The 18283-nt window shown below is 60.5% G+C and carries 17 protein-coding genes; 14 read left to right on the top strand and 3 right to left on the bottom strand.

Annotated features, from left to right (window positions below):
* The 10 genes from fliJ to GH656_RS01830 all read left to right on the top strand — a co-directional run bounded on the left by fliJ (position 1) and on the right by GH656_RS01830 (position 8807).
* Complete coding sequence (fliJ, locus tag GH656_RS01875) at positions 1-450, top strand: flagellar export protein FliJ (RefSeq protein ID WP_153074333.1); 450 nt, start codon at positions 1-3, stop codon at positions 448-450.
* Between the two features lie 107 nt (positions 451-557).
* Positions 558-2063, top strand: coding sequence for a flagellar hook-length control protein FliK (locus GH656_RS01870; RefSeq protein WP_153074332.1), 1506 nt, complete (start codon positions 558-560; stop codon positions 2061-2063).
* A 358-nt stretch (positions 2064-2421) separates the two neighbouring features.
* On the top strand, positions 2422-2922 hold the full coding sequence (fliL, locus tag GH656_RS01865) for a flagellar basal body-associated protein FliL (protein WP_153074331.1): 501 nt from the start codon (positions 2422-2424) through the stop codon (positions 2920-2922).
* Between the two features lie 56 nt (positions 2923-2978).
* Complete coding sequence (gene fliM, locus GH656_RS01860; RefSeq protein ID WP_153074330.1) at positions 2979-3977, top strand: flagellar motor switch protein FliM; 999 nt, start codon at positions 2979-2981, stop codon at positions 3975-3977.
* Positions 3970-4440, top strand: coding sequence for a flagellar motor switch protein FliN (gene fliN / locus GH656_RS01855; RefSeq protein WP_153074329.1), 471 nt, complete (start codon positions 3970-3972; stop codon positions 4438-4440). The genes fliM and fliN overlap by 8 nt, the downstream gene beginning before the upstream one ends.
* The gene (gene fliO / locus GH656_RS01850) at positions 4437-5135 is read left to right on the top strand and encodes a flagellar biosynthetic protein FliO (RefSeq protein ID WP_246184181.1); all 699 of its coding nucleotides are present in this window, start codon (positions 4437-4439) and stop codon (positions 5133-5135) included. Before fliN ends, fliO begins: the two co-directional genes overlap by 4 nt.
* A complete protein-coding gene (gene fliP / locus GH656_RS01845; protein ID WP_281349631.1) occupies positions 5136-5957 on the top strand; it encodes a flagellar type III secretion system pore protein FliP in 822 nt (273 codons plus the stop codon). It abuts the gene before it with no gap.
* An 11-nt stretch (positions 5958-5968) separates the two neighbouring features.
* Positions 5969-6238: a flagellar biosynthesis protein FliQ gene (gene fliQ, locus GH656_RS01840; RefSeq protein ID WP_153074328.1), complete on the top strand. Its 270-nt coding sequence runs from the start codon at positions 5969-5971 to the stop codon at positions 6236-6238.
* Positions 6239-6250: 12 nt separating this feature from the next.
* Positions 6251-7033, top strand: coding sequence for a flagellar biosynthetic protein FliR (fliR, locus tag GH656_RS01835; protein ID WP_153074327.1), 783 nt, complete (start codon positions 6251-6253; stop codon positions 7031-7033).
* A 481-nt stretch (positions 7034-7514) separates the two neighbouring features.
* On the top strand, positions 7515-8807 hold the full coding sequence (locus GH656_RS01830; protein ID WP_153074326.1) for an MFS transporter: 1293 nt from the start codon (positions 7515-7517) through the stop codon (positions 8805-8807).
* 216 nt (positions 8808-9023) lie between these two features.
* On the opposite strand, the gene GH656_RS01825 is transcribed toward GH656_RS01830, so the two are convergent.
* Positions 9024-10511: an amidase gene (locus GH656_RS01825; RefSeq protein WP_153074325.1), complete on the bottom strand. Its 1488-nt coding sequence runs from the start codon at positions 10509-10511 to the stop codon at positions 9024-9026.
* A gap of 244 nt (positions 10512-10755) precedes the next feature.
* Positions 10756-11454 (bottom strand): dienelactone hydrolase family protein, encoded by a 699-nt coding sequence (locus tag GH656_RS01820; RefSeq protein WP_153074324.1) that lies wholly within the window; start codon positions 11452-11454, stop codon positions 10756-10758.
* A gap of 736 nt (positions 11455-12190) precedes the next feature.
* On the opposite strand from GH656_RS01820, the gene GH656_RS01815 reads away from it, so the two are divergent.
* From GH656_RS01815 to GH656_RS01800, 4 genes are all read left to right on the top strand, one after another.
* The gene (locus tag GH656_RS01815) at positions 12191-13606 is read left to right on the top strand and encodes an NAD(P)/FAD-dependent oxidoreductase (protein WP_153074323.1); all 1416 of its coding nucleotides are present in this window, start codon (positions 12191-12193) and stop codon (positions 13604-13606) included.
* Positions 13607-13822: 216 nt separating this feature from the next.
* Positions 13823-15256: an amino acid permease gene (locus GH656_RS01810; protein ID WP_153074322.1), complete on the top strand. Its 1434-nt coding sequence runs from the start codon at positions 13823-13825 to the stop codon at positions 15254-15256.
* Positions 15257-15284: 28 nt separating this feature from the next.
* Positions 15285-16802, top strand: coding sequence for a MocR-like pyridoxine biosynthesis transcription factor PdxR (gene pdxR, locus GH656_RS01805; RefSeq protein WP_153074321.1), 1518 nt, complete (start codon positions 15285-15287; stop codon positions 16800-16802).
* 162 nt (positions 16803-16964) lie between these two features.
* On the top strand, positions 16965-17369 hold the full coding sequence (locus GH656_RS01800; protein ID WP_153074320.1) for a nuclear transport factor 2 family protein: 405 nt from the start codon (positions 16965-16967) through the stop codon (positions 17367-17369).
* 9 nt (positions 17370-17378) lie between these two features.
* Here GH656_RS01800 and GH656_RS01795 read toward each other — a convergent pair whose 3' ends face one another.
* On the bottom strand, positions 17379-18134 hold the full coding sequence (locus tag GH656_RS01795) for an IclR family transcriptional regulator (RefSeq protein WP_153074319.1): 756 nt from the start codon (positions 18132-18134) through the stop codon (positions 17379-17381).
* Positions 18135-18283 lie beyond the last annotated feature (149 nt).

Raw genomic sequence — 18283 nt, 5'->3', positions numbered from 1 at the left:
ATGACGCAGCACGCTCCGCTCAAAACGCTAATCGGGCTGGCCCAGGACGAGGTGGAAGCCGCCGCCCAGAAACTAGGCCGAGCCCAGCGCGAACGTGGTGAAGCGCAAACCCAGCTCGATGCGCTGGTGCAGTACCGCGACGAATATCACGCGCGTTTTACGCAGAGCGCGCAAACCGGCATGGCCGCAGGCCAGATGCGCAATTTTCAGGCGTTCATCGACACCCTCGACCACGCCATCAGCCTGCAACGCGGACAACTCAGCGCCGCCAGCGGACGGGTGGCGCAGGCCCAGCCGGAATGGCAGCAGCGCAAACAAAAGCTGGGCTCGTATGAAGTGCTGGAGGCACGCGGCGAAGCAGCGCTCGCGGTGCGGGAAAACCGCCGCGAACAACGCGACGCCGACGAACACGCGGCGCGCATTTTCCGCAGCCACCCCAACGAATCCTGACTTCAGGTCTGGATCTGACGCCAGCTAATGCAACACGTCTCACGTATCACGTAGCAACCGCTGAAACACGCTGACTTTTTCTCACTGCTTTGCTGACAGGACTTGCGATGTCACCTCTTTCGTTCATGCAGGCGCTGACTGATTCGCCGAAAACCACCAGCGCATCGGCCAAAGCCACCGATGCTGGCGCGCTGTCGTTTGCGCAAACGCTGCAAGCCAATCTCGACGCGCAGAGCGGCGGGGTGCATGCGATTACGAATAACGACCGCAGCGCAGCGGATGCGGCCCGCGCCGACGGCAGCAAAGCGAGCAGCAAAAACAACGGCAAAGCCAAAGACAGCAGCGCTGCCGCCAAAGCAGAAACGGAGTCTGCGAGCGGACAAAGCGACGCCAAACCCGCCACACCCGCCACACCCGGTGCTGAAACCGCTGCAACCACCGCAGCGGCAGCGGCACAAGCGCAAGCCGAAGCACAAGCTGCCGCGAAAGCCAAAGCCGCCGCCGAAGCCGACGCTGACGCGAGCGCCCAAGTGCTGAGCGCGGACGATCTTGCCCGGGCCCTGGCTGAAGCCGCCGCAGCGGCCGCCGCCGATGGCAGCACACTGGCCGGCACCACCACCGCGACTACTGCGGCCACTGCGTCTACCTCAGCCACGAACCCAAGCGCCACGACTTCCGCCGAGGCCATGCAAGCCGCCCTCGCCGCGCTAGCGGCGAGCCAGAACGCGCTTATCGCGCCGAGCCCCGCGCCTGACGCGGCCAGTACCGGCGCGACCGATGCGCTGATACAAGGCAACGGCCTTGCTAGCAGCGCCGATCTCGCCGCAGACAACGGCGCGGCGAACCCAGCGCTGACCTCCGGCAACGATGTTTTGGATGGCCCGTCAAACGGCACGCTAAACAACACATCGGCCAGCCCACGCTCCGCCGTCGACGCACTGCATAACAACCACGGCAGCGCCACAGCGAACGCAGCAGCCGCCGCTGCTGCCGCAGTCACGGTGAGCGCCACGCCAGCACCGGCCACGCTCGCCGCGACGCAGCACAGCGCCGCCAGCCTGCTGCAGGAAACCAGCCCGGCCGAAGCCCACGCAGACAATGTTCTGCTCGCACCGCCACTTGGCGCGGGCAGCGCCACAGCGGCTTACCAAAACGCCAACACCGCTTCGAGCCCGGCCCTCGCACCGCCGGTCGGCACGCCGGACTGGGACGAAGCCCTCAGCCAGAAAGTCGTGTTTTTATCGAATGCACACCAGCAAAGCGCTGAACTGACGCTGAATCCACGCGAGCTAGGCCAGCTTCAGGTGACGCTCCAGGTCAGCGGCAATCACGCACATGCGCTGTTCGTCTCACAGCATCCGCAAGTGCGCGAAGCGATTGAAGCCGCGCTGCCTCGCTTGCGTGAAGCGATGGAAGCGGGTGGCCTTGGGCTGGGCAGCGCCAGCGTCAGCGATGGCTTTGCCCGCGATAGCGGCCAGCAAGCACGTGAAGGCTGGAGCAGCGGCCAGCAAGCACACGGCGGCCATGGCGGCGGCTTCGACGATGGCGTCACGGGTGGTATCACGACCGTGGCCACGCCACGCAAGCGGGGCCTGGTTGATACGTTTGTTTGAGTCTGCAATAGCGCAGCGGGGTGGCGTGGAATGGAATGAGGCATCAAGCGTGAGCTGAACGGGGCTCATGTTGTGTGGCGCGCGCGGTGCCCGTCATGCTGAAGGACAGGCTGAGCCCGCAAAGCCGTTGGCGGTGCCATCAACTCGCACGCGCGTTTCACAGAAAAAGCCGGCTCACCCCACGCATCGCACCACCGGCACCGACGGACCGCTCATCCAGCCCCCGCCAGCCAGATCCCCACCCCATCCAACCCGTCAAGCGGCGAGATAGCCGCAAATCTGCCTTCTTTTCCACCCATCGCGCGTGCCGGGTTGCGCCAACAATGCACCCTATCCGTATTCCGACAAGCAAGCCCCTATGGCCACCACCACCGCAGACCAGCCCGCCATCGCCAAGCCGCTGCCCCGGCGTCGCGCCCGGCTTCTTCTCGTGCTGCTTCTGATCGTCTTGCTGCTGGCGGGGACAGCCGCCGGCGTCTGGTACTTCATGGATCAGCGTCAGGCCACTTCAGCGCAGCCCGCGGTCAAACTCCCGCCGCCGCTACCGGTGTTTTTCCCGCTAGATCCGATGACCGTGAATCTGCAAACCGACGATGGCCAGCCGCACTATCTGCGTATCGGCCTGACGCTCAAACTGCGCGATGTCGAAACCCAGACGCAACTGACTGAGCGTATGCCTGAAATTCGCAGCCGCATCCTGCTGGCGCTATCGAATCAGCACCCAGATGCGCTCTCGCCACTAGAAGGCAAACGCGCGCTCGCCAAAGAACTCGCCACCCTGATTGCCCAGCCAACAGAGGCCGGTACCAAGCCCGCCCGTGTTGACGAAGTGCTGTTCACCGAATTCGTGGTGCAGTAAGCCACTGCTCGCCAACGCGAGCCATCAACCCCGCAAGGGACGCACGAGGAGCCGGAGTGGCCCACGAAGAATTCATGTCTCAGGAAGAGGTCGATGCCCTGCTCAAAGGAGTCATCGGCGACAGCGAGACGCACAGCGAATCCGCTGAAAAACCCGGCGTGCGCCCGTACAACCTGGCGACGCAAGAGCGCATCGTGCGCGGCCGGATGCCTGGCCTCGAAATCATCAACGACCGCTTCGCGCGCTTGTTTCGTCTGGGCATCTTCAACTTCATGCGGCGCACGGCGGAGATTTCCGTCGGCGTGGTAAAGGTCCAGAAGTACAGCGAATTCACCCGCAACCTGCCGATCCCGACCAATCTGAATCTGGTCCATGTGAAGCCATTACGCGGCACCTCGCTGTTCGTGTTCGATCCAGATCTGGTGTTTTTCGTGGTCGACAACCTGTTTGGCGGCGATGGGCGTTTTCATACGCGGGTCGAAGGGCGCGACTTCACGCTGACCGAGCAACGCATCATCAGCAAGCTGCTGAACCTGGTGTTCGAGCACTACACCGCAGCATGGAAAAGCGTGCGGCCGTTGCAGTTCGAATTCATGCGCTCAGAGATGCACACGCAGTTCGCCAATGTCGCCACGCCCAACGAGATCGTGATCGTCACGCAGTTCTCGATTGAATTCGGCTCGACCGGCGGCACGCTGCATATCTGCATGCCGTACTCAATGATTGAACCGATCCGCGATGTGCTGTCCTCACCGCTTCAGGGCGAAGCGGTGGATGTGGACCGGCGCTGGGTGCGCGTGCTGTCGCAGCAAGTGCAGGCCGCCGAAGTGGAACTCACCGCTGATCTGGCGCATATCCCCGCGACCTTCGACCAGATTTTGAACATGCAGGTGGGCGATGTGCTGCCCGTCGATATCGCCGAACACATCGTGGCGAAAGTGGATGGCGTGCCGGTCATGGAATGCGGCTACGGCATTTTTAACGGGCAATACGCGCTACGGGTGCAGAAGATGATTAGCGCAGCAGACACCATCAAGGAAGGTGGATATGAGTGAACTGAATACCGGGCCGGACATCGCCTTCCCTGCCCCAGAACTGCAGGACGACCCTGCTACAGCAACGACCGCGGAGCCAGTAAGCCCGGCCAGCGACGACTGGGCCAGCGCGCTGGCGGAACAAAACAACGGCGCTGAAGTGAATCCTTCAGCGGCAGGAGTGTTCCAGCCGTTATCCAAAGTCGCCGCGTCCGGTGCCCGCAACGACATCGACATGATCCTGGACATCCCAGTGCAGATGACGGTCGAACTGGGGCGCACCAAGATCGCCATTCGCAACTTGCTGCAACTCGCGCAAGGCTCAGTGGTGGAGCTTGACGGCCTCGCGGGCGAGCCGATGGATGTGCTGGTGAATGGCTGCCTGATTGCGCAAGGCGAGGTCGTCGTGGTGAACGACAAGTTCGGCATCCGGCTGACCGATATCATCACGCCTTCCGAACGCATCCGAAAACTAAACCGATGACACGTCTCCTGACCCGCCTCAATTGCCGTAGTCGTTCCATGCGTGATGCGCTGCGCCACCACCGCCTGGCTGTTTCGGGCTGGTTCGTGGCGCGTGCCTGGCTGCCTCTGGTGAACACCACGCTAAGCGTCACGCTAGCCACAACCACCGTCACCGCCTCAATCACCACTGCACTCACCCCTTCGCTCGCGCACGCGGCTGACATGAACGCGCTCAATCACTCCGCATCGGCGGCCTCCGCCGCCACCTTCGCCTCTAATACAAGCGCAGGGATGGGCATGGGCACCGCCGTGCCAGCGGTGGGGATGGGCACGATCTTTCAAACCATCACCGCGCTGGCGATCATGATCGGCGTGCTGTTTGGCGCGGCCTGGCTGGCCCGGCGGCTCGGCTACAAGCCAACGCCACGCGGCCGCATTCTGAAAACCATCGCCAATACTTCGCTCGGTGGCAAAGAGCGCGTCGCCGTCATCGAGATCGGCGAAACCTGGCTGGTGCTGGGCGTCGCACCCGGCAACGTGCGGCTGCTGCATACGCTGCCAGCGGATTTCCCCGATACGCCGCTGCCTGCCAGCGATGACACCGGCTCCCCTGCCCCTGACCCGCTAACCAGCGCATATGGCCAGCGCTTCCGCGATGCGCTCAAAAGCGAAATCGGCAAACGCTTCACTTCACGTTCGGGCGGAGACAAGTAAATGCACAGCACTTGGGCGCGCGTTTCGCCGCGCTGCGGCAGCTCAATCTCACGCGGCGCACGCAAAACAGCGCTGACGCGGGGTTTGACGCTAGGTCTGGCATGCGTATCAGCACTGCTCCTGCCTGCGCTGGCCATGGCGCAAGTCGCTGGCATGCCCGCCTTCAACGCGAGCCCAGGGCCTAACGGCGGCACAACTTACTCGCTGAGCGTGCAGACGATGCTGCTGCTCACGATGCTGTCGTTTCTGCCCGCGATGATGCTGATGATGACCAGCTTCACGCGCATCATCATCGTGCTGTCGTTGCTGCGCCAGGCGCTCGGCACCGCCACCACGCCACCTAACCAGGTGATGGTCGGGCTGACGATGTTTCTGACGTTCTTCGTGATGTCACCGGTGTTGAACAAGGCCTATACCGACGGCTACAAGCCGTTCTCTGAAGGCACGCTGACGATGGAGCAGGCCTTCGACAAAGGCGTCGCGCCATTCAAGAGTTTCATGCTGCGGCAAACCCGCGAGTCCGATCTAGCGCTGTTCGCGGGCATCGCACACGCCGCGCCGATGCAGGGGCCGGAAGATGTGCCGCTATCGCTGCTAGTGCCCGCCTTTATCACTAGCGAGTTGAAAACCGGCTTCCAGATCGGCTTCACGATCTTCATTCCGTTTCTGATCATCGACATGGTGGTGGCGAGCGTGTTGATGTCGATGGGGATGATGATGGTTTCGCCCTCCACCATCGCCCTGCCATTCAAGCTGATGCTGTTTGTGCTGGTAGATGGCTGGCAGTTGCTGATTGGCTCGCTAGCGCAGAGCTTTGTGTAGCGACGGCCCAGATGACCCCTGAAAGCGTGATGACCCTGGCGCACGAGGCGATGTATATCGCCTTGCTGCTGGCCGCACCGTTATTGCTGGTAGCGCTGGTGGTCGGGCTGGTGGTGAGCCTGTTTCAGGCAGCAACGCAGATCAACGAAACCACGCTCTCATTTATTCCCAAGCTGCTGGCACTGGCCGTGACTATGGTGATCGCTGGACCGTGGATGCTCACGACCATGCTCGATTACATGCGTCATATGTTCACGAGCGTGCCCGCGCTCGCGCACTAAACCGCGCACACGATGTTCTCCGTCACTTACGCCCAGCTCAATGCATGGATCAGCGCTTTTCTCTGGCCCTTCGTGCGGCTGCTGGCGCTGATCGGCACGGCCCCACTGCTGGGCCATCGTTCCGTACCGACGCGCATCAAAATCGGCCTCGCGGCCTTTACCACGCTGATCGTCGCGCCCACACTCGGGCCCTTGCCCGCCGTGACCGTGTTTTCCGCTGATGGCGTGTGGATTCTGCTGAACCAGTTTCTGCTGGGCGCGGCGATGGGCTTTGCGATGCACCTGGTGTTCGCCGCGATTGAAGCAGCCGGTGAAATCATCGGGCTCGGCATGGGGCTCGGCTTCGCCACTTTTTTCGACCCTCAGGCGAACGGCTCAAGCGCGGTGCTCTCGCGCTATCTACACACCATCGGGTTGCTAGCGTTCCTCGCCATGGATGGCCATTTGCAGTTGATTAGCGCGTTGCTGGCGTCGTTTCAGTCAGTGCCGGTATCGGCTGACCTGCTCGGAGCCGCAGGCTGGCGTACGCTGGCAGCCGCAGGCGGATCGATTTTCTCGGTGGGATTATTGCTGGCGCTACCGGTGGTCACAGCGTTGCTGATCGCCAATCTGGCGCTGGGCATCCTGAATCGCGCCGCGCCGCAAATCGGCATCTTCCAGATCGGCTTTCCGCTGACGATGCTGGTCGGGATGCTGCTGATCCAGTTGATGACGCCCAACATGATTCCGTTTTTCGCGCGGATGTTCGAAAACGGCATCGACTTGATGGGGCGTGTCGTTGGGGGATTTAGATAGTGTGAGCGTCTGAGTGGCCTGTGGTTCTGGTGCGGCGGAAGTCAATGATCTGAGATGCAATGAAGTGTTTGCGATGTCCCGTGACCTCCCCCCAATTTGAGTAGCGAGGCGATTTAGAGTCCTACCCATAACTTTCGTCTTGCCATACCGCCAAGATACGGCGGGCATCGCTCAAATGTCCGGGTTGTGTTAGCGAGCTTAAAACGGACTCAATTTAAATCCTCAACGCCCTACCCTAATTAGAGATAAGCTGCGCGCAGGGCGTCAGACAACTCCAGACGTGGCCTGTGCTTCCAGCCACCTCAATAAGGCGCTTGCCGCGAACAACGGCAAGCGCTTTTTTTATTTGTCAGCGCTTGAAAGCCATGGCGAGGCTCTCTACACTCGCCATGCGTTTTGCATTGGCCGGTTTCCTCCCGAAAGCATTCAAAAGGAACATGGCCGATACAAAAAATACTCAATCCACAGGCTGGAGACATTGATGGCACCGGCGTCAAAAAATCTCAACACCCGAGCTGTAGCGGCCGCCGTCGTCGGCAATGCGCTCGAATGGTATGACTTCACCGTTTTCGGTTTCATGACTGTCGTCATTGCCGATTTGTTCTTTCCAACCAGCAGCGACTATTCCTCGCTGCTTCTCGCTACGGCTAGTTTCGGCGTGGCGTTTTTTATGCGCCCAATTGGCGGCATCGTGCTCGGGCTTTATGCCGATCGCGCCGGACGTAAGGCGGCACTCACGCTGGTGATGGGCTTGATGACGCTCGGTATTTTGCTGCTCGCCATTGCCCCGCCCTATTCGGCGATTGGTATCGGCGCGCCAATCATCATCGTGGTGGGCCGGTTGTTGCAAGGGTTCTCCGCAGGGGGCGAATTCGGCAGCTCAACCGCGCTGCTCATTGAAGCCGCTCCGTTTTCCAGACGCGGCTTTTACGGCAGCTGGCAAATGGCCAGCCAAGCGGCAGCACTGCTGATCGGCGCGCTCGTGGGAGCGGCCATTTCGCGTGGCCTGTCGCCAGAAGCGCTGAAATCATGGGGCTGGCGTGTCCCGTTCATTCTTGGTCTGCTGATCGGCCCAATCGGTATTTATATCCGCCGTCATCTGCGGGATTCCGAAGCGTTTCTGCACGCCAAACAAACTGCGCGCCGCGTCACGCTGCGTGAAGTGTTCAAAGACCACACGCGGGAAATTTTTTGCGGTCTTGGTGCTGTCATCGCCCTCACCGCAACGGTGTATGTGTTCATCAGCTACCTGCCGACCTTCGCCGTGAAGCAGCTCAAACTGCCTTATGCCGAGTCGTTTTACGCCTTGATTGTGGGCAACACGCTACTGACGGTGCTGTCACCACTGGCTGGCGCATGGTCGGACAAGATCGGGCGCAAAGGCTTGTCGCTGTGGTCGCTCGGGCTCTCGCTGGTGCTGATCTATCCGCTGTTTTCATGGCTCGCGGCTGAGCCCAGCATCACGCGGCTCATCATCGTGCAAGCCACTTTGTCAGTCACGTTATCGGGTTACTACGGGCCGTTTGGTGCGATGCTCGCGGAGCTGTTTCCCGCCAATGTGCGCTCCACCGGGCTTTCGCTGGCGTACAACATGGCCGTGATGCTGTTTGGCGGTTTTGGGCCGTTTATCGTCACGTGGCTCATCAAAACCACCGGCTCGCCGCTTGCGCCGACGTATTACGTGATGGCGGGGCTGGCCTTGTCGCTAGTGGCCATCGCCTGCATTCCGGCACAGCGGCATGTGGATCTGGATGCCCAGCGTCAGCCAACCTGAACGATGTTCCCAGGGCGTGACAGCGCCCTGAAAAAAGCACACGGGCGAGAAAGCAAGGCAAGGCACGCTGCGGTGCTGCACGCGGTGTACGAGGTGATGGCCTCGTACACCGCGTGTGTCTTTAACGGGCTGCTGTTACATGCGAGCCAGGTCCGGCACTGCGCCGCGCATTGGCCCGCAGTCAAAAGAACCAATCAGAAAAACCCAGCTGAAAAATCAAGCACGAGCTGGTGCCAGCGGCGGACGGCGCTCAAACCACGGGCGCGCCGCTTCAAGCTGAGCCGCCAGCCTGAATAACGTAGCTTCGTCGCCATGACGCCCGGCGAACTGCACCCCCACCGGTAAATTGCGAGCGTTCCAGTAAAGCGGAACCGACATCGCCGGTTGCCCGCTCAGATTGAATACCTCCGTGCAACCAGCCCACGCAAAAGCCTTGTTAGAAGCTTCTTCCAAGAGCTTTTTCAGTAGCGGCTCAAGCGGCACCGCGCTAGCCGCCCGCATCTGCATCCGCTCTGCCTGGCTCGGCAGCATCTCGCCGATCTTGATCGGCGGCGCGGCCAGCGTGGCACACAGGATCACGTCGTAACGGGTCAGCCAATCAGTCAGCCTGGCCGATACGCGCTGCTGCTCCGCCAGCGCTTCAGGCAACGCGCGTGCGCCCAGCTTGCGGCCAATCTGCGCCATCACCCAGGTTTCAATCTCAAACTCCGAGCGCTCAGGCTTGTTGCCTGTCATCTGCTCGGCGTTCAACACCAGGCTTTCGGCTGCAACCGACCAAAGCGTCAAAAACGCGTGCCGAACCTGCGCGAAATCTATCCCCAGCGAAACCGGCTCGACATGATGTCCAAGCGAAGCGGCAAGCTGCGCAGCATCTTCCAGCGCCGCCAGCGTATCGTCAGATAGCTCGAGCGCCAGCATGGGATCAGTGACGTAAGCGATATGCAGCGGTTTGCAGGGCTCGCTGACTGCGGCGAGAAATGTCCCTGGTGCGCCAGGCGGCAAACCGGCATGACCCGAAGTCAGATCGAGCAGCAACGCGCTATCGCGCACGCTGCGCGAAATGGCGTGATCGACACCCAGTTCACCGGGAAACGATATCGCCGCAGCAGGTTGCCGCCCACGCGATGGCTTCAGGCCAAACAAGCCACAGCACGAAGCCGGAATACGGATCGAGCCGCCGCCATCAGACGCATGCGCCAGCGGCACGACCCCTGCGGCAACGGCTGCCGCAGCACCACCGCTGGAACCACCCGGCGTGTGATCGAGGCTCCATGGGTTACGGCAGGGGCCAAATAATTCCGGTTCTGTATAGGGCATCTGGCCCAGCTCAGAAGTGCTGGTTTTGCCAAAAATATTGAGCCCAGCGGCCTTTGACAGCGCAATCACCGGCGCATCTTCAGCCGGGACAAAGTGGCGATAGTGACGGCTGCCCATCGACATCCGCAGCCCCGCAACCGCCGCGCCAAGATCCTTGACCAGATACGGCACTCCGCTCAGAGGCCCGCTGTCAGCGCCATGTTGATCTACCAGCGAGGCCCGTTGACGCGCCGCGTCGTAGTCTTTAAGCACTAGCGCATTGATCGCCGGGTTCGCTGCTTCCGCGCGCGCGATGGCGGTATCGAGCAGTTCCCGGGCACTCAGTTCGCGCTTGCGCACAAGCTCAGCAAGACGCATGGCATCGCAGGCGAGGTAATCGGATTGCATGGCAAATGCGCCTTTCGTTTGACTGGGTGAATTAAATGAAACCGTGAGGGGCCTGGTGCTACACCGGACAAGCACAGCCTGCACGGCGTCCGGCCCATTGCCAGCACGGGTTGCCGCCGCTAGCTGCAACTGATCGAACTAATCGAACTAACCAACCTAATCGAACCAATCGCCCCGGCTCTTCGAACCTGGCCGGGAAAATGCCCTCGTTGCCGCAACCGGCACGCAGAGGGCATGGGTCAAACTACATCCGCTCGCCGAGGAACGTCAGCGTGCGGCCATGCGCAAGTGCTGCGGCGGCCTGGTTATACGAGGCGCGATCGGGGCAGTTAAAGCCATGATCGGCATTGGGATACAGATGAAATTCAGCGCCGCTGTGGCCGGTAAAACGCTCTTTGACCTGGCCCACGGCCGACAACGGAATGCCTGCATCGAGTTCGGCATAGTGAAACTGAATCGGCACGTTGATCCGGGCTGCGGCATCAAGCTGGTTTTGAATGCCGCCACCGTAATAAGCCACCGCACCATCCAGCCAGCCTTGCGCGGCAGCCAGATAGGCCAGCCGCCCGCCAAAACAATAGCCAATTGCGGCGATCTTGCCGCTCACTTCCGGCATCGCACGCAACGCCGCCACAGTGGCACCTATATCGGCCACGGCCAGATCCACATTGGTTTTTTGCAGAATTTCGATGCCTTTGTCGCGGTCGAGACCGGCATACGTCAGCTCAACGCGAGGCTGGATGCGCCAGAAGATATCCGGTGCCAGCGCGACGTAACCGTCTTGCGCGTACTGCTCCGCCACCTCACGAATGTGGCTATTCACGCCAAAAATTTCCTGGATGATGACGACGGCGGGCCCCTTGCCACTTTTCGGCAGCGCCAGATAGCCACCAAAACTGCTATCGCCTGCGGGGATGTCGATCCATCGGGACGTTACGCTCACCTTGCTCTCCTTGAATAAAACAGCGCGCTCGGGCTTCAGGCGCAATCATGGCCGCCAGTTAGCCTGAATGAAGCCGGGGATTTAACCGCAAATGGCCGGCCAGTGTGCCACCAAACATCCGGGCCATGCATCCGGCCAGACAGCCGCCTGGCACCCTAACGGCATGCGCCGATGCGAACGCTTCGCTCATTGCGCGACCGCCTATCCGCATGCATGCAGTGTGGCCGCTCCGCGCATGGTGACGCGACTCCGTACCAATCCGGCCAAGCCAAGCCACGGCATCGCGCGTGCCATCACAACGAAAGCAAAGCACCACCAAAGCCATCTGGTTACAGCTTCAAAGCCATGCGATGACAGTGCGATTACAACCGCGCTTCTGCACTCTCTCCCCTCCTCTCTTTGCACCAAGCGAAAGCAAGCAACTGGACCTACCGCTGGCCATATTGTCTTCCTACAATCTCCGCAAGATATCGTCGATAAGGGCCACGAAATAATTTGCCTAAAAATATCGGCCAGTTGCGTGCCGGGTTAATTCGTCAAGCGCGCAACCAATAACGCGCCAAAGCAATGCGCCCAATAGTTCAATGACTGAAGAATAAAAACGTCCGGCAATACCCTGTAGCAGATACGTCAAATACAGCAAATACATCGGAATACAAAGCAACACTCTGCAAGCATGCCGCCCCTCAACGCAGCACACCCGAGGCAAGTTCTTAATCTTGACGAGGAGTTTCGTATGGCGCACAGCGCAATTGACCGGATCACCGAAGGCATGCCTGTTGAGCGCAAGGATGCTACCCGCTACGACCCGCAATACGATCCGTTGACCTCGCCAGGCCCTGGCCACGGCAAGCAATATGCGCCGACGTACTGGGTGGCCACCGCAGGCGTTGCGCCACCCGACGATGGGCCGCTGACCAAAGATCTCGACATTGATGTGGCGATCATCGGGGGCGGCTACACCGGGCTCGCGGCAGCACTCTGCCTCGCCCGTGAGCACGGCATCAAGGCCGTGGTACTCGAAGCCAACAAGACCAGTTGGGGCTGCAGCAGCCGCAATGGCGGGCAAGGGCAGAACGCTTCAGGGCGCTTGTCGCGCTCGCAGTGGATTGAACGGTGGGGCAAAGATGTCGCGTTGAAAATGCATGACGAGATTCAGGAAGGCTTCGACCATTTCAAGTCGCTGGTAGCGGAGATAGATTGCGATGCGCAGCCAGGCGGCCACTTTCTGATCGCGCACCGGCCGCGCATGATGGAGAAGCTCGCCGCCGAAGCGAAAGTCTGGAAGGAGGTGTTCGGTTACCCATCCGAGCTGATCGATCAGGAAACCTTACATCGTGAATACGTCAACGATGCAGAAGCCGCCGGGGCACTTCACGAACCCGAAGGGATTGGCATTCATGCGCTAAAGCTCGCACATGGTTATTTACGGCTTGCCCGTGCAGCGGGTGCGCGCGTGCATCCAGGCAGCCCTGTGACTGGCTGGGAAACCATCAACGGGGTTCATCACCTTCATACCCCCGGGGGGATCGTGCGGGCACGTGCCGTTGGCATTGCAACGGGAGCCTATACCGCACCAGGTCTGCATGCCTCATTGACCAGCCGCGTGATGCCGATCCTGTCGAATTCAATGGTGACTCGCCCGCTCACGCAACAGGAAATCACCGCATGCAATTTCCGCACGACACAGGTGCTCACCGATACGCGAACCCTGCGTTTCTATTACCGCTTGCTGCCAGATAACCGGCTGCAGATCGGCAGCCGCAGTGCAATCACGGGTGCCGATGCGCCGAACCCCCGTCATTACGATTTGCTGCTCGAAGGCATGTGCCGCAAGTTTCCCGCATTGCGCGGCATTCGGATTGACTACTCGTGGTGGGGCTGGGTGGATGTCTCGCACGACATGATGCCGCGCATTTTTCAGCCAGACCCGAAGCAGACGGTCTATTACGCGCTTGGCTATGGCGGCAACGGTGTGTCGTACTCGCAGCAGGCGGGCCGTCGTTTGGCCGAGCAGATTGCTGGCCAGTCTGCCAGGCAGACCCTGCCCATTTTCACCTCGCCATTACCGGGCCATCTGTTCGCTCCCTTCCGCCGGATCGGCCAACGCATGCTCTATCAGCTGTATTTCAGGCGCGATGAAAAGCCCTGAATGAAGCCCTGAGTGCCGTCCGGTCAGTCCGGTCAGCGACTGATGCGGCCTCACATGCCGCACATGAGCAAAGCGGCACCTTAAAAAAATACTGCGTAGTGGGATGCACCAGCGTCCTTACTTACTCAATCAATCACGAGACAGCGTCCGGCTTTCAGGTTAGGCACTGCATGACCCAAGTGCGTAGTCGACGTTTGCTTTAAATACGGAGGCGTCATGCGGCCAGCGATAGAAAAAAACAGCCTGAAAGCGGGGCTCAAGCAACGTCATATGACGATGATTGCGTTGGGAGGAGTGATCGGCGCAGGGCTTTTCGTTGGCAGTGGTGTGGTGATTCAGCAAGCTGGCCCCGCTGCGGTCCTGTCATTTCTGCTAACCGGTGGCCTGGTCGTATTAGTGATGCGCATGCTGGGCGAAATGGCGTGCGCGATGCCTGCGGTTGGCTCGTTTTATGAGTACGCGCGCCTGGCATTCGCCACCAAACGAGGGCCCGGCGAGTTGGCCGGTTTCGTCACTGGCTGGATGTACTGGTATTTCTGGGTCATCGTGGTTGCAGTAGAAGCCGTGGCGGGCGCCAAACTCGTGCAGTTCTGGTTGCCCGATGTCCCCGCCTGGGCCATCAGCCTGGCGTTGCTGGTCCTGCTGACAGCAACCAATCTGTTTTCGGTCGGAAGCTACGGAGAATTTGAATTCTGGTTCGCCTCGATCAAGGTGGCCGCGATCATCGTTTTTCTGTTCCTCGGTGGCCTGTATATCCTGGGCTTGTGGCCTGCGTCGATGCATACCACGCAGGTGCTGCCGACACTGCTGGCGCATGGCGGCCTGATGCCGAACGGAATCGGGCCGGTGTTAAGCGGAGCCGTCGCGGCGACAGGGTTTTACTTCGGCGCAGAGATCGTCACGATTGCGGCGGCTGAAGCGAAGGAGCCGGTCAAGGCCGTGGCGAAGGCAACCAATTCAGTCATCACGCGCGTGCTGGTGTTCTATGTCGGCTCGATTCTCGTGGTGGTGGCGCTGGTGCCCTGGAATTCTTCGCAGATGACGACGCCTTATGTCAGCGCGCTAGATGCGATGGGTATCCCCGCTGCTGCGAACGTGATGAATGTGGTCGTACTGACCGCCGTGCTATCGGCCCTCAACTCGGGGCTCTACGCGGCATCGCGGATGTTGTTCGCGTTGACCCGGCATGGCGATGCGCCCGCCGGCCTGGCGAAGCTCAACCGTCACGGTGTGCCGGTGCGCGCGATCCTGATGGGCACGCTGTTTGGTTACGTCTCCGTCGTGATGTCTTACTTGTCGCCCGATACCGTGTTTGCCTTCCTCGTCAATTCGTATGGCACGGTGGCCATCTTCGTCTATGTGTTGATCGCGCTGTCGCAACTGAGATTGCGCGCGCGCCTTGAAGCCAATACAAGCCACACGTTGCGCGTCAAGATGTGGTGCTACCCCTACCTGACGTGGCTTGCGATTCTCGGCATGATCAGCATTCTCGTCGCCATGGCATTCATCCCTGAACAGTGCAAGCCGCTCTGTCTCGGAGTGGTGAGCCTCGGTGTGCTGCTGCTGGCTTTTGCATGGCGCAGCTGGCGCAAAAACCGATCAAGCGCCGAACCGGCAGGGCTGCAGAAATACCATCCGCCGAACTACTGACGGACATTAAAAAACTCAGGGAGGAAGTATGGCCAGCCGGATGTCGTCGGCAATGTGGACCCAGCAGTTCCAGCGTCCGGCTGAATCTGGTGCCAGCTTGCAAGGGCAAATCAGGCAAATGCTGGTCGCCGCGATTCTTGACGGGCAGGCTGCCGCCGACACCGCATTGCCATCGAGCCGGGAACTAGCCGATCAATTGAGCGTGGCCCGCAATACGGTCGTGCTCGCTTATCAGCAACTGGTCGAAGAAGGCTATTTAGTCTCCCGCGCCCGTAGCGGCTATTTCGTCAATCCAGCCGTGCTCGAAGGGCGGCATACCTTTGTCGCGCGGCAGGCCGTTGCGGCCAGCGACATGACCGGGCAGCCAGACTGGTCTCAGCGCATGACGCGCTTGCCCTCGACGCAGCGCAACATCGTTAAGCCCGCCAACTGGCAAAACTACGAATTCCCCTTTGTGTATGGCCAGTTCGACCAGACGCTGTTTCCGACCAGCGACTGGCGCGAATGCTGTATGAAGGCGCTATCTGTGCTGGAGATTCGCAACTGGGCACCAGACCTGATCGAGCGTGACGATGACACGCTGGTGCAGCAGATTCGCACCCGCGTGCTGCCACGGCGTGGCGTGTTCTCAATGCAGGATGAAATTGTCGTCACCATGGGGGCGCAGCAAGCGCTCTATCTGATCGGAGATTTGCTGGCCAGCAGCCGCACAACCATCGGTTTCGAAGAGCCGGGCTACCCCGACGCACGCAATATTTTTCTCGACCGCCACGCCCCACTAGTGCCGCTTCCAGTCGATGAATACGGCATCCGGCCGGAACTCGATGCCGATCTTCTAGCGCGCTGCGACTACGTCTATGTGACCCCGAGCCATCAATGCCCGACCACCGCGACCATGCCGCTTGAGCGCCGGCATGCGCTGCTGGAGCTAGCGCAGAAGCACGATTTCGTCGTGATCGAAGACGACTACGAAAGCGAGAACAATTTTTCCGGCACTCCGCACCCCGCGTTGAAGAGCCTCGATACTGCTGATCGTGTGCTTTATGTAGGAAGCCTGTCCAAAAGTTTCGCCCCTGGGCTACGGCTCGGTTATGTCGTAGGTCCACGCGCACTCATTCAGGAATTGCGGGCATTGCGGCGGCTCATGGTGCGTCACCCCGTGGCTTATATCCAGCGCGCCTTCGCCGCCTTTCTCGCGCTGGGTCATCACGATGCGTTACTACGGCGTCTCATGCTTGCCTACAAGGAACGTGCACAAGCGCTCAATGCCGCGCTCGACACCTATCTGCCAGAGTTCCGCCACGCGCAGATCTCCGGGGGCGCTTCAAGCTGGATCGAAGGGCCACGCTGGCTTGACGCAACACGCCTCGCGGCTGAAGCCGAGGCGCACGGCATTCTGATCGAACAGGGCAGCGTGTTTTTCATGGCCGGGCTTGAGCAGCGCCATTGCTTTCGCATGGGGTTTTCGTCAATCACACTGGAAAAAATCGCACCTGGCGTGCGCGCGCTGGCCGACCTGGTGCGTCAGCAGCAACGCCAGGCGTGAAGCCATGGCCCAGCCAGGCACACCACGACGACCACGCTGGCCTAAGCGAATCGGCGCATCTGGCACTACCGCAGCGCGGGGGAGTTATTTAACGTAGCCATGAAGCCGCACCGCATGACCCATCGGTTTGCGGCAATACCCGTTGGATGACAGGAGACACCCATGACCGACACGCTTACCGCACCGCCCAGGATGACGGCCGACACCCTGGCGGCTTTTTCCCATGCCTTCAACCGCCACGACGCCAATGCGCTGATGGGCTTTATGACCGAAGACTGTGTGTTCGATACAGCGGGTGGCAACGAAATCCACGGCACCCGCTTTACTGGACGCCAGGCCGTCCGCGCCGCCTTTGAAGCGGTATTTAAAACCTTTCCCGATGCTCACTGGGGACAGGGGCGGCACTACGTCGCGGGCGAACGCGGTGTGTCGGAATGGGTTTTTACCGGCACGCATGCGGAAGGCTGGCGCATCGAGGCCGAAGGCTGTGATCTCTTCGAGTTCCGCGACGGTCTGATCGCGGTCAAACGCGCCTTTCGCAAGGAGCGCCCGAAACAACCGGCCTAAGCCCCCGGATTAAAACGTACTGGACAGTTCCCGCGCGGCTTCTTGCAGGCGCGGCACAAACTCCAGCGAACGCGAAAGCGGTGCCCGCGAAACCGGCGCATGAACCGCAATCGCGGCGACGCAGATGCCATCCTGGTTCATGACCGGCACAGCGACGCACGCAATGCCCACGAGAAACTCCTCGTTGTCGATGCCGATGCGCTTGTGTGCAGTGCGATCGAGTTCGGCTTCGAGCATCTCGGGATCGGTGATGGTATTCGGCGTGAAGCGTTCAATGCGCAGCGCGCGCACGATGGCCGAGCGCTGCTCGCGCGAGAGCATGGTCGCTAGCAGCAACTTGCCGCTGGCGGTGCAATACACCGGCACCTTCGAGCCAGGCTTGAGATCAAGCCGGAGCGGCCACGGCGCTTCCATACGGTCTAGATAGATGACTTCGGTTTCATGCAGCATCGTGAGGTTGCAGGTTTCCCCGAGATCCGCCACGAGCCGCGAGAGGATCGCGTGACGCAAACGCCGTGCGCCTGAATGCATGACCACGCCGAGGCCTAACTGTGCGAGGCGCGGACCAATCACATAGGCATTTTTCTGACCGGGCTCGCGGATCACGAGGCCACCCGCTTCGAGTGACGCGAGCATGCGATGCAGGGAGGCTTTCGGCCACGCGGTGTCCTGAGCGATGTCCGCGAGCGAAACCGGACCGTCCGCATTGACGAGATGTTCTAGCAGCGCGAACGCGCGCAGCGTCGGAGTATCAGCAAGGCTCATTGAAACCGTTCCGGAAAATAGAAGGCAGTTGTAGTACTGAAGCGGCCCGCAGCGGACAGCCTCCGGGTGTAGCGGCGTATTTTAACCAGTTAGCTTGATATTTTCGGAATGAAATGTTCCGAAGTTAATGCTGTCTCCAATGACGCAAT

The sequence above is a fragment of the Paraburkholderia bonniea genome (genome assembly GCF_009455625.1).
In the GTDB taxonomy this organism is placed as follows: domain Bacteria; phylum Pseudomonadota; class Gammaproteobacteria; order Burkholderiales; family Burkholderiaceae; genus Paraburkholderia; species Paraburkholderia bonniea.
The sequence above is the reverse complement of the archived record's forward strand: the minus strand, read 5'-3'. Positions and strand labels throughout refer to the sequence as shown.

What these genes read in the sequence shown, in the direction of transcription:
- GH656_RS01870 (WP_153074332.1), top strand. Translation starts at nt 558, where the DNA reads ATGTCACCTCTTTCGTTCATGCAGGCGCTGACTGATTCGCCGAAAACC.
- fliP (WP_281349631.1), top strand. Translation starts at nt 5,136, where the DNA reads ATGCACAGCACTTGGGCGCGCGTTTCGCCGCGCTGCGGCAGCTCAATC.
- fliJ (WP_153074333.1), top strand. Translation starts at nt 1, where the DNA reads ATGACGCAGCACGCTCCGCTCAAAACGCTAATCGGGCTGGCCCAGGAC.
- pdxR (WP_153074321.1), top strand. Translation starts at nt 15,285, where the DNA reads ATGGCCAGCCGGATGTCGTCGGCAATGTGGACCCAGCAGTTCCAGCGT.
- GH656_RS01830 (WP_153074326.1), top strand. Translation starts at nt 7,515, where the DNA reads ATGGCACCGGCGTCAAAAAATCTCAACACCCGAGCTGTAGCGGCCGCC.
- fliN (WP_153074329.1), top strand. Translation starts at nt 3,970, where the DNA reads ATGAGTGAACTGAATACCGGGCCGGACATCGCCTTCCCTGCCCCAGAA.
- GH656_RS01810 (WP_153074322.1), top strand. Translation starts at nt 13,823, where the DNA reads ATGCGGCCAGCGATAGAAAAAAACAGCCTGAAAGCGGGGCTCAAGCAA.
- GH656_RS01815 (WP_153074323.1), top strand. Translation starts at nt 12,191, where the DNA reads ATGGCGCACAGCGCAATTGACCGGATCACCGAAGGCATGCCTGTTGAG.
- GH656_RS01825 (WP_153074325.1), bottom strand. Translation starts at nt 10,511, where the DNA reads ATGCAATCCGATTACCTCGCCTGCGATGCCATGCGTCTTGCTGAGCTT.
- GH656_RS01800 (WP_153074320.1), top strand. Translation starts at nt 16,965, where the DNA reads ATGACCGACACGCTTACCGCACCGCCCAGGATGACGGCCGACACCCTG.
- fliL (WP_153074331.1), top strand. Translation starts at nt 2,422, where the DNA reads ATGGCCACCACCACCGCAGACCAGCCCGCCATCGCCAAGCCGCTGCCC.
- fliO (WP_246184181.1), top strand. Translation starts at nt 4,437, where the DNA reads ATGACACGTCTCCTGACCCGCCTCAATTGCCGTAGTCGTTCCATGCGT.
- GH656_RS01795 (WP_153074319.1), bottom strand. Translation starts at nt 18,134, where the DNA reads ATGAGCCTTGCTGATACTCCGACGCTGCGCGCGTTCGCGCTGCTAGAA.
- fliR (WP_153074327.1), top strand. Translation starts at nt 6,251, where the DNA reads ATGTTCTCCGTCACTTACGCCCAGCTCAATGCATGGATCAGCGCTTTT.
- fliQ (WP_153074328.1), top strand. Translation starts at nt 5,969, where the DNA reads ATGACCCCTGAAAGCGTGATGACCCTGGCGCACGAGGCGATGTATATC.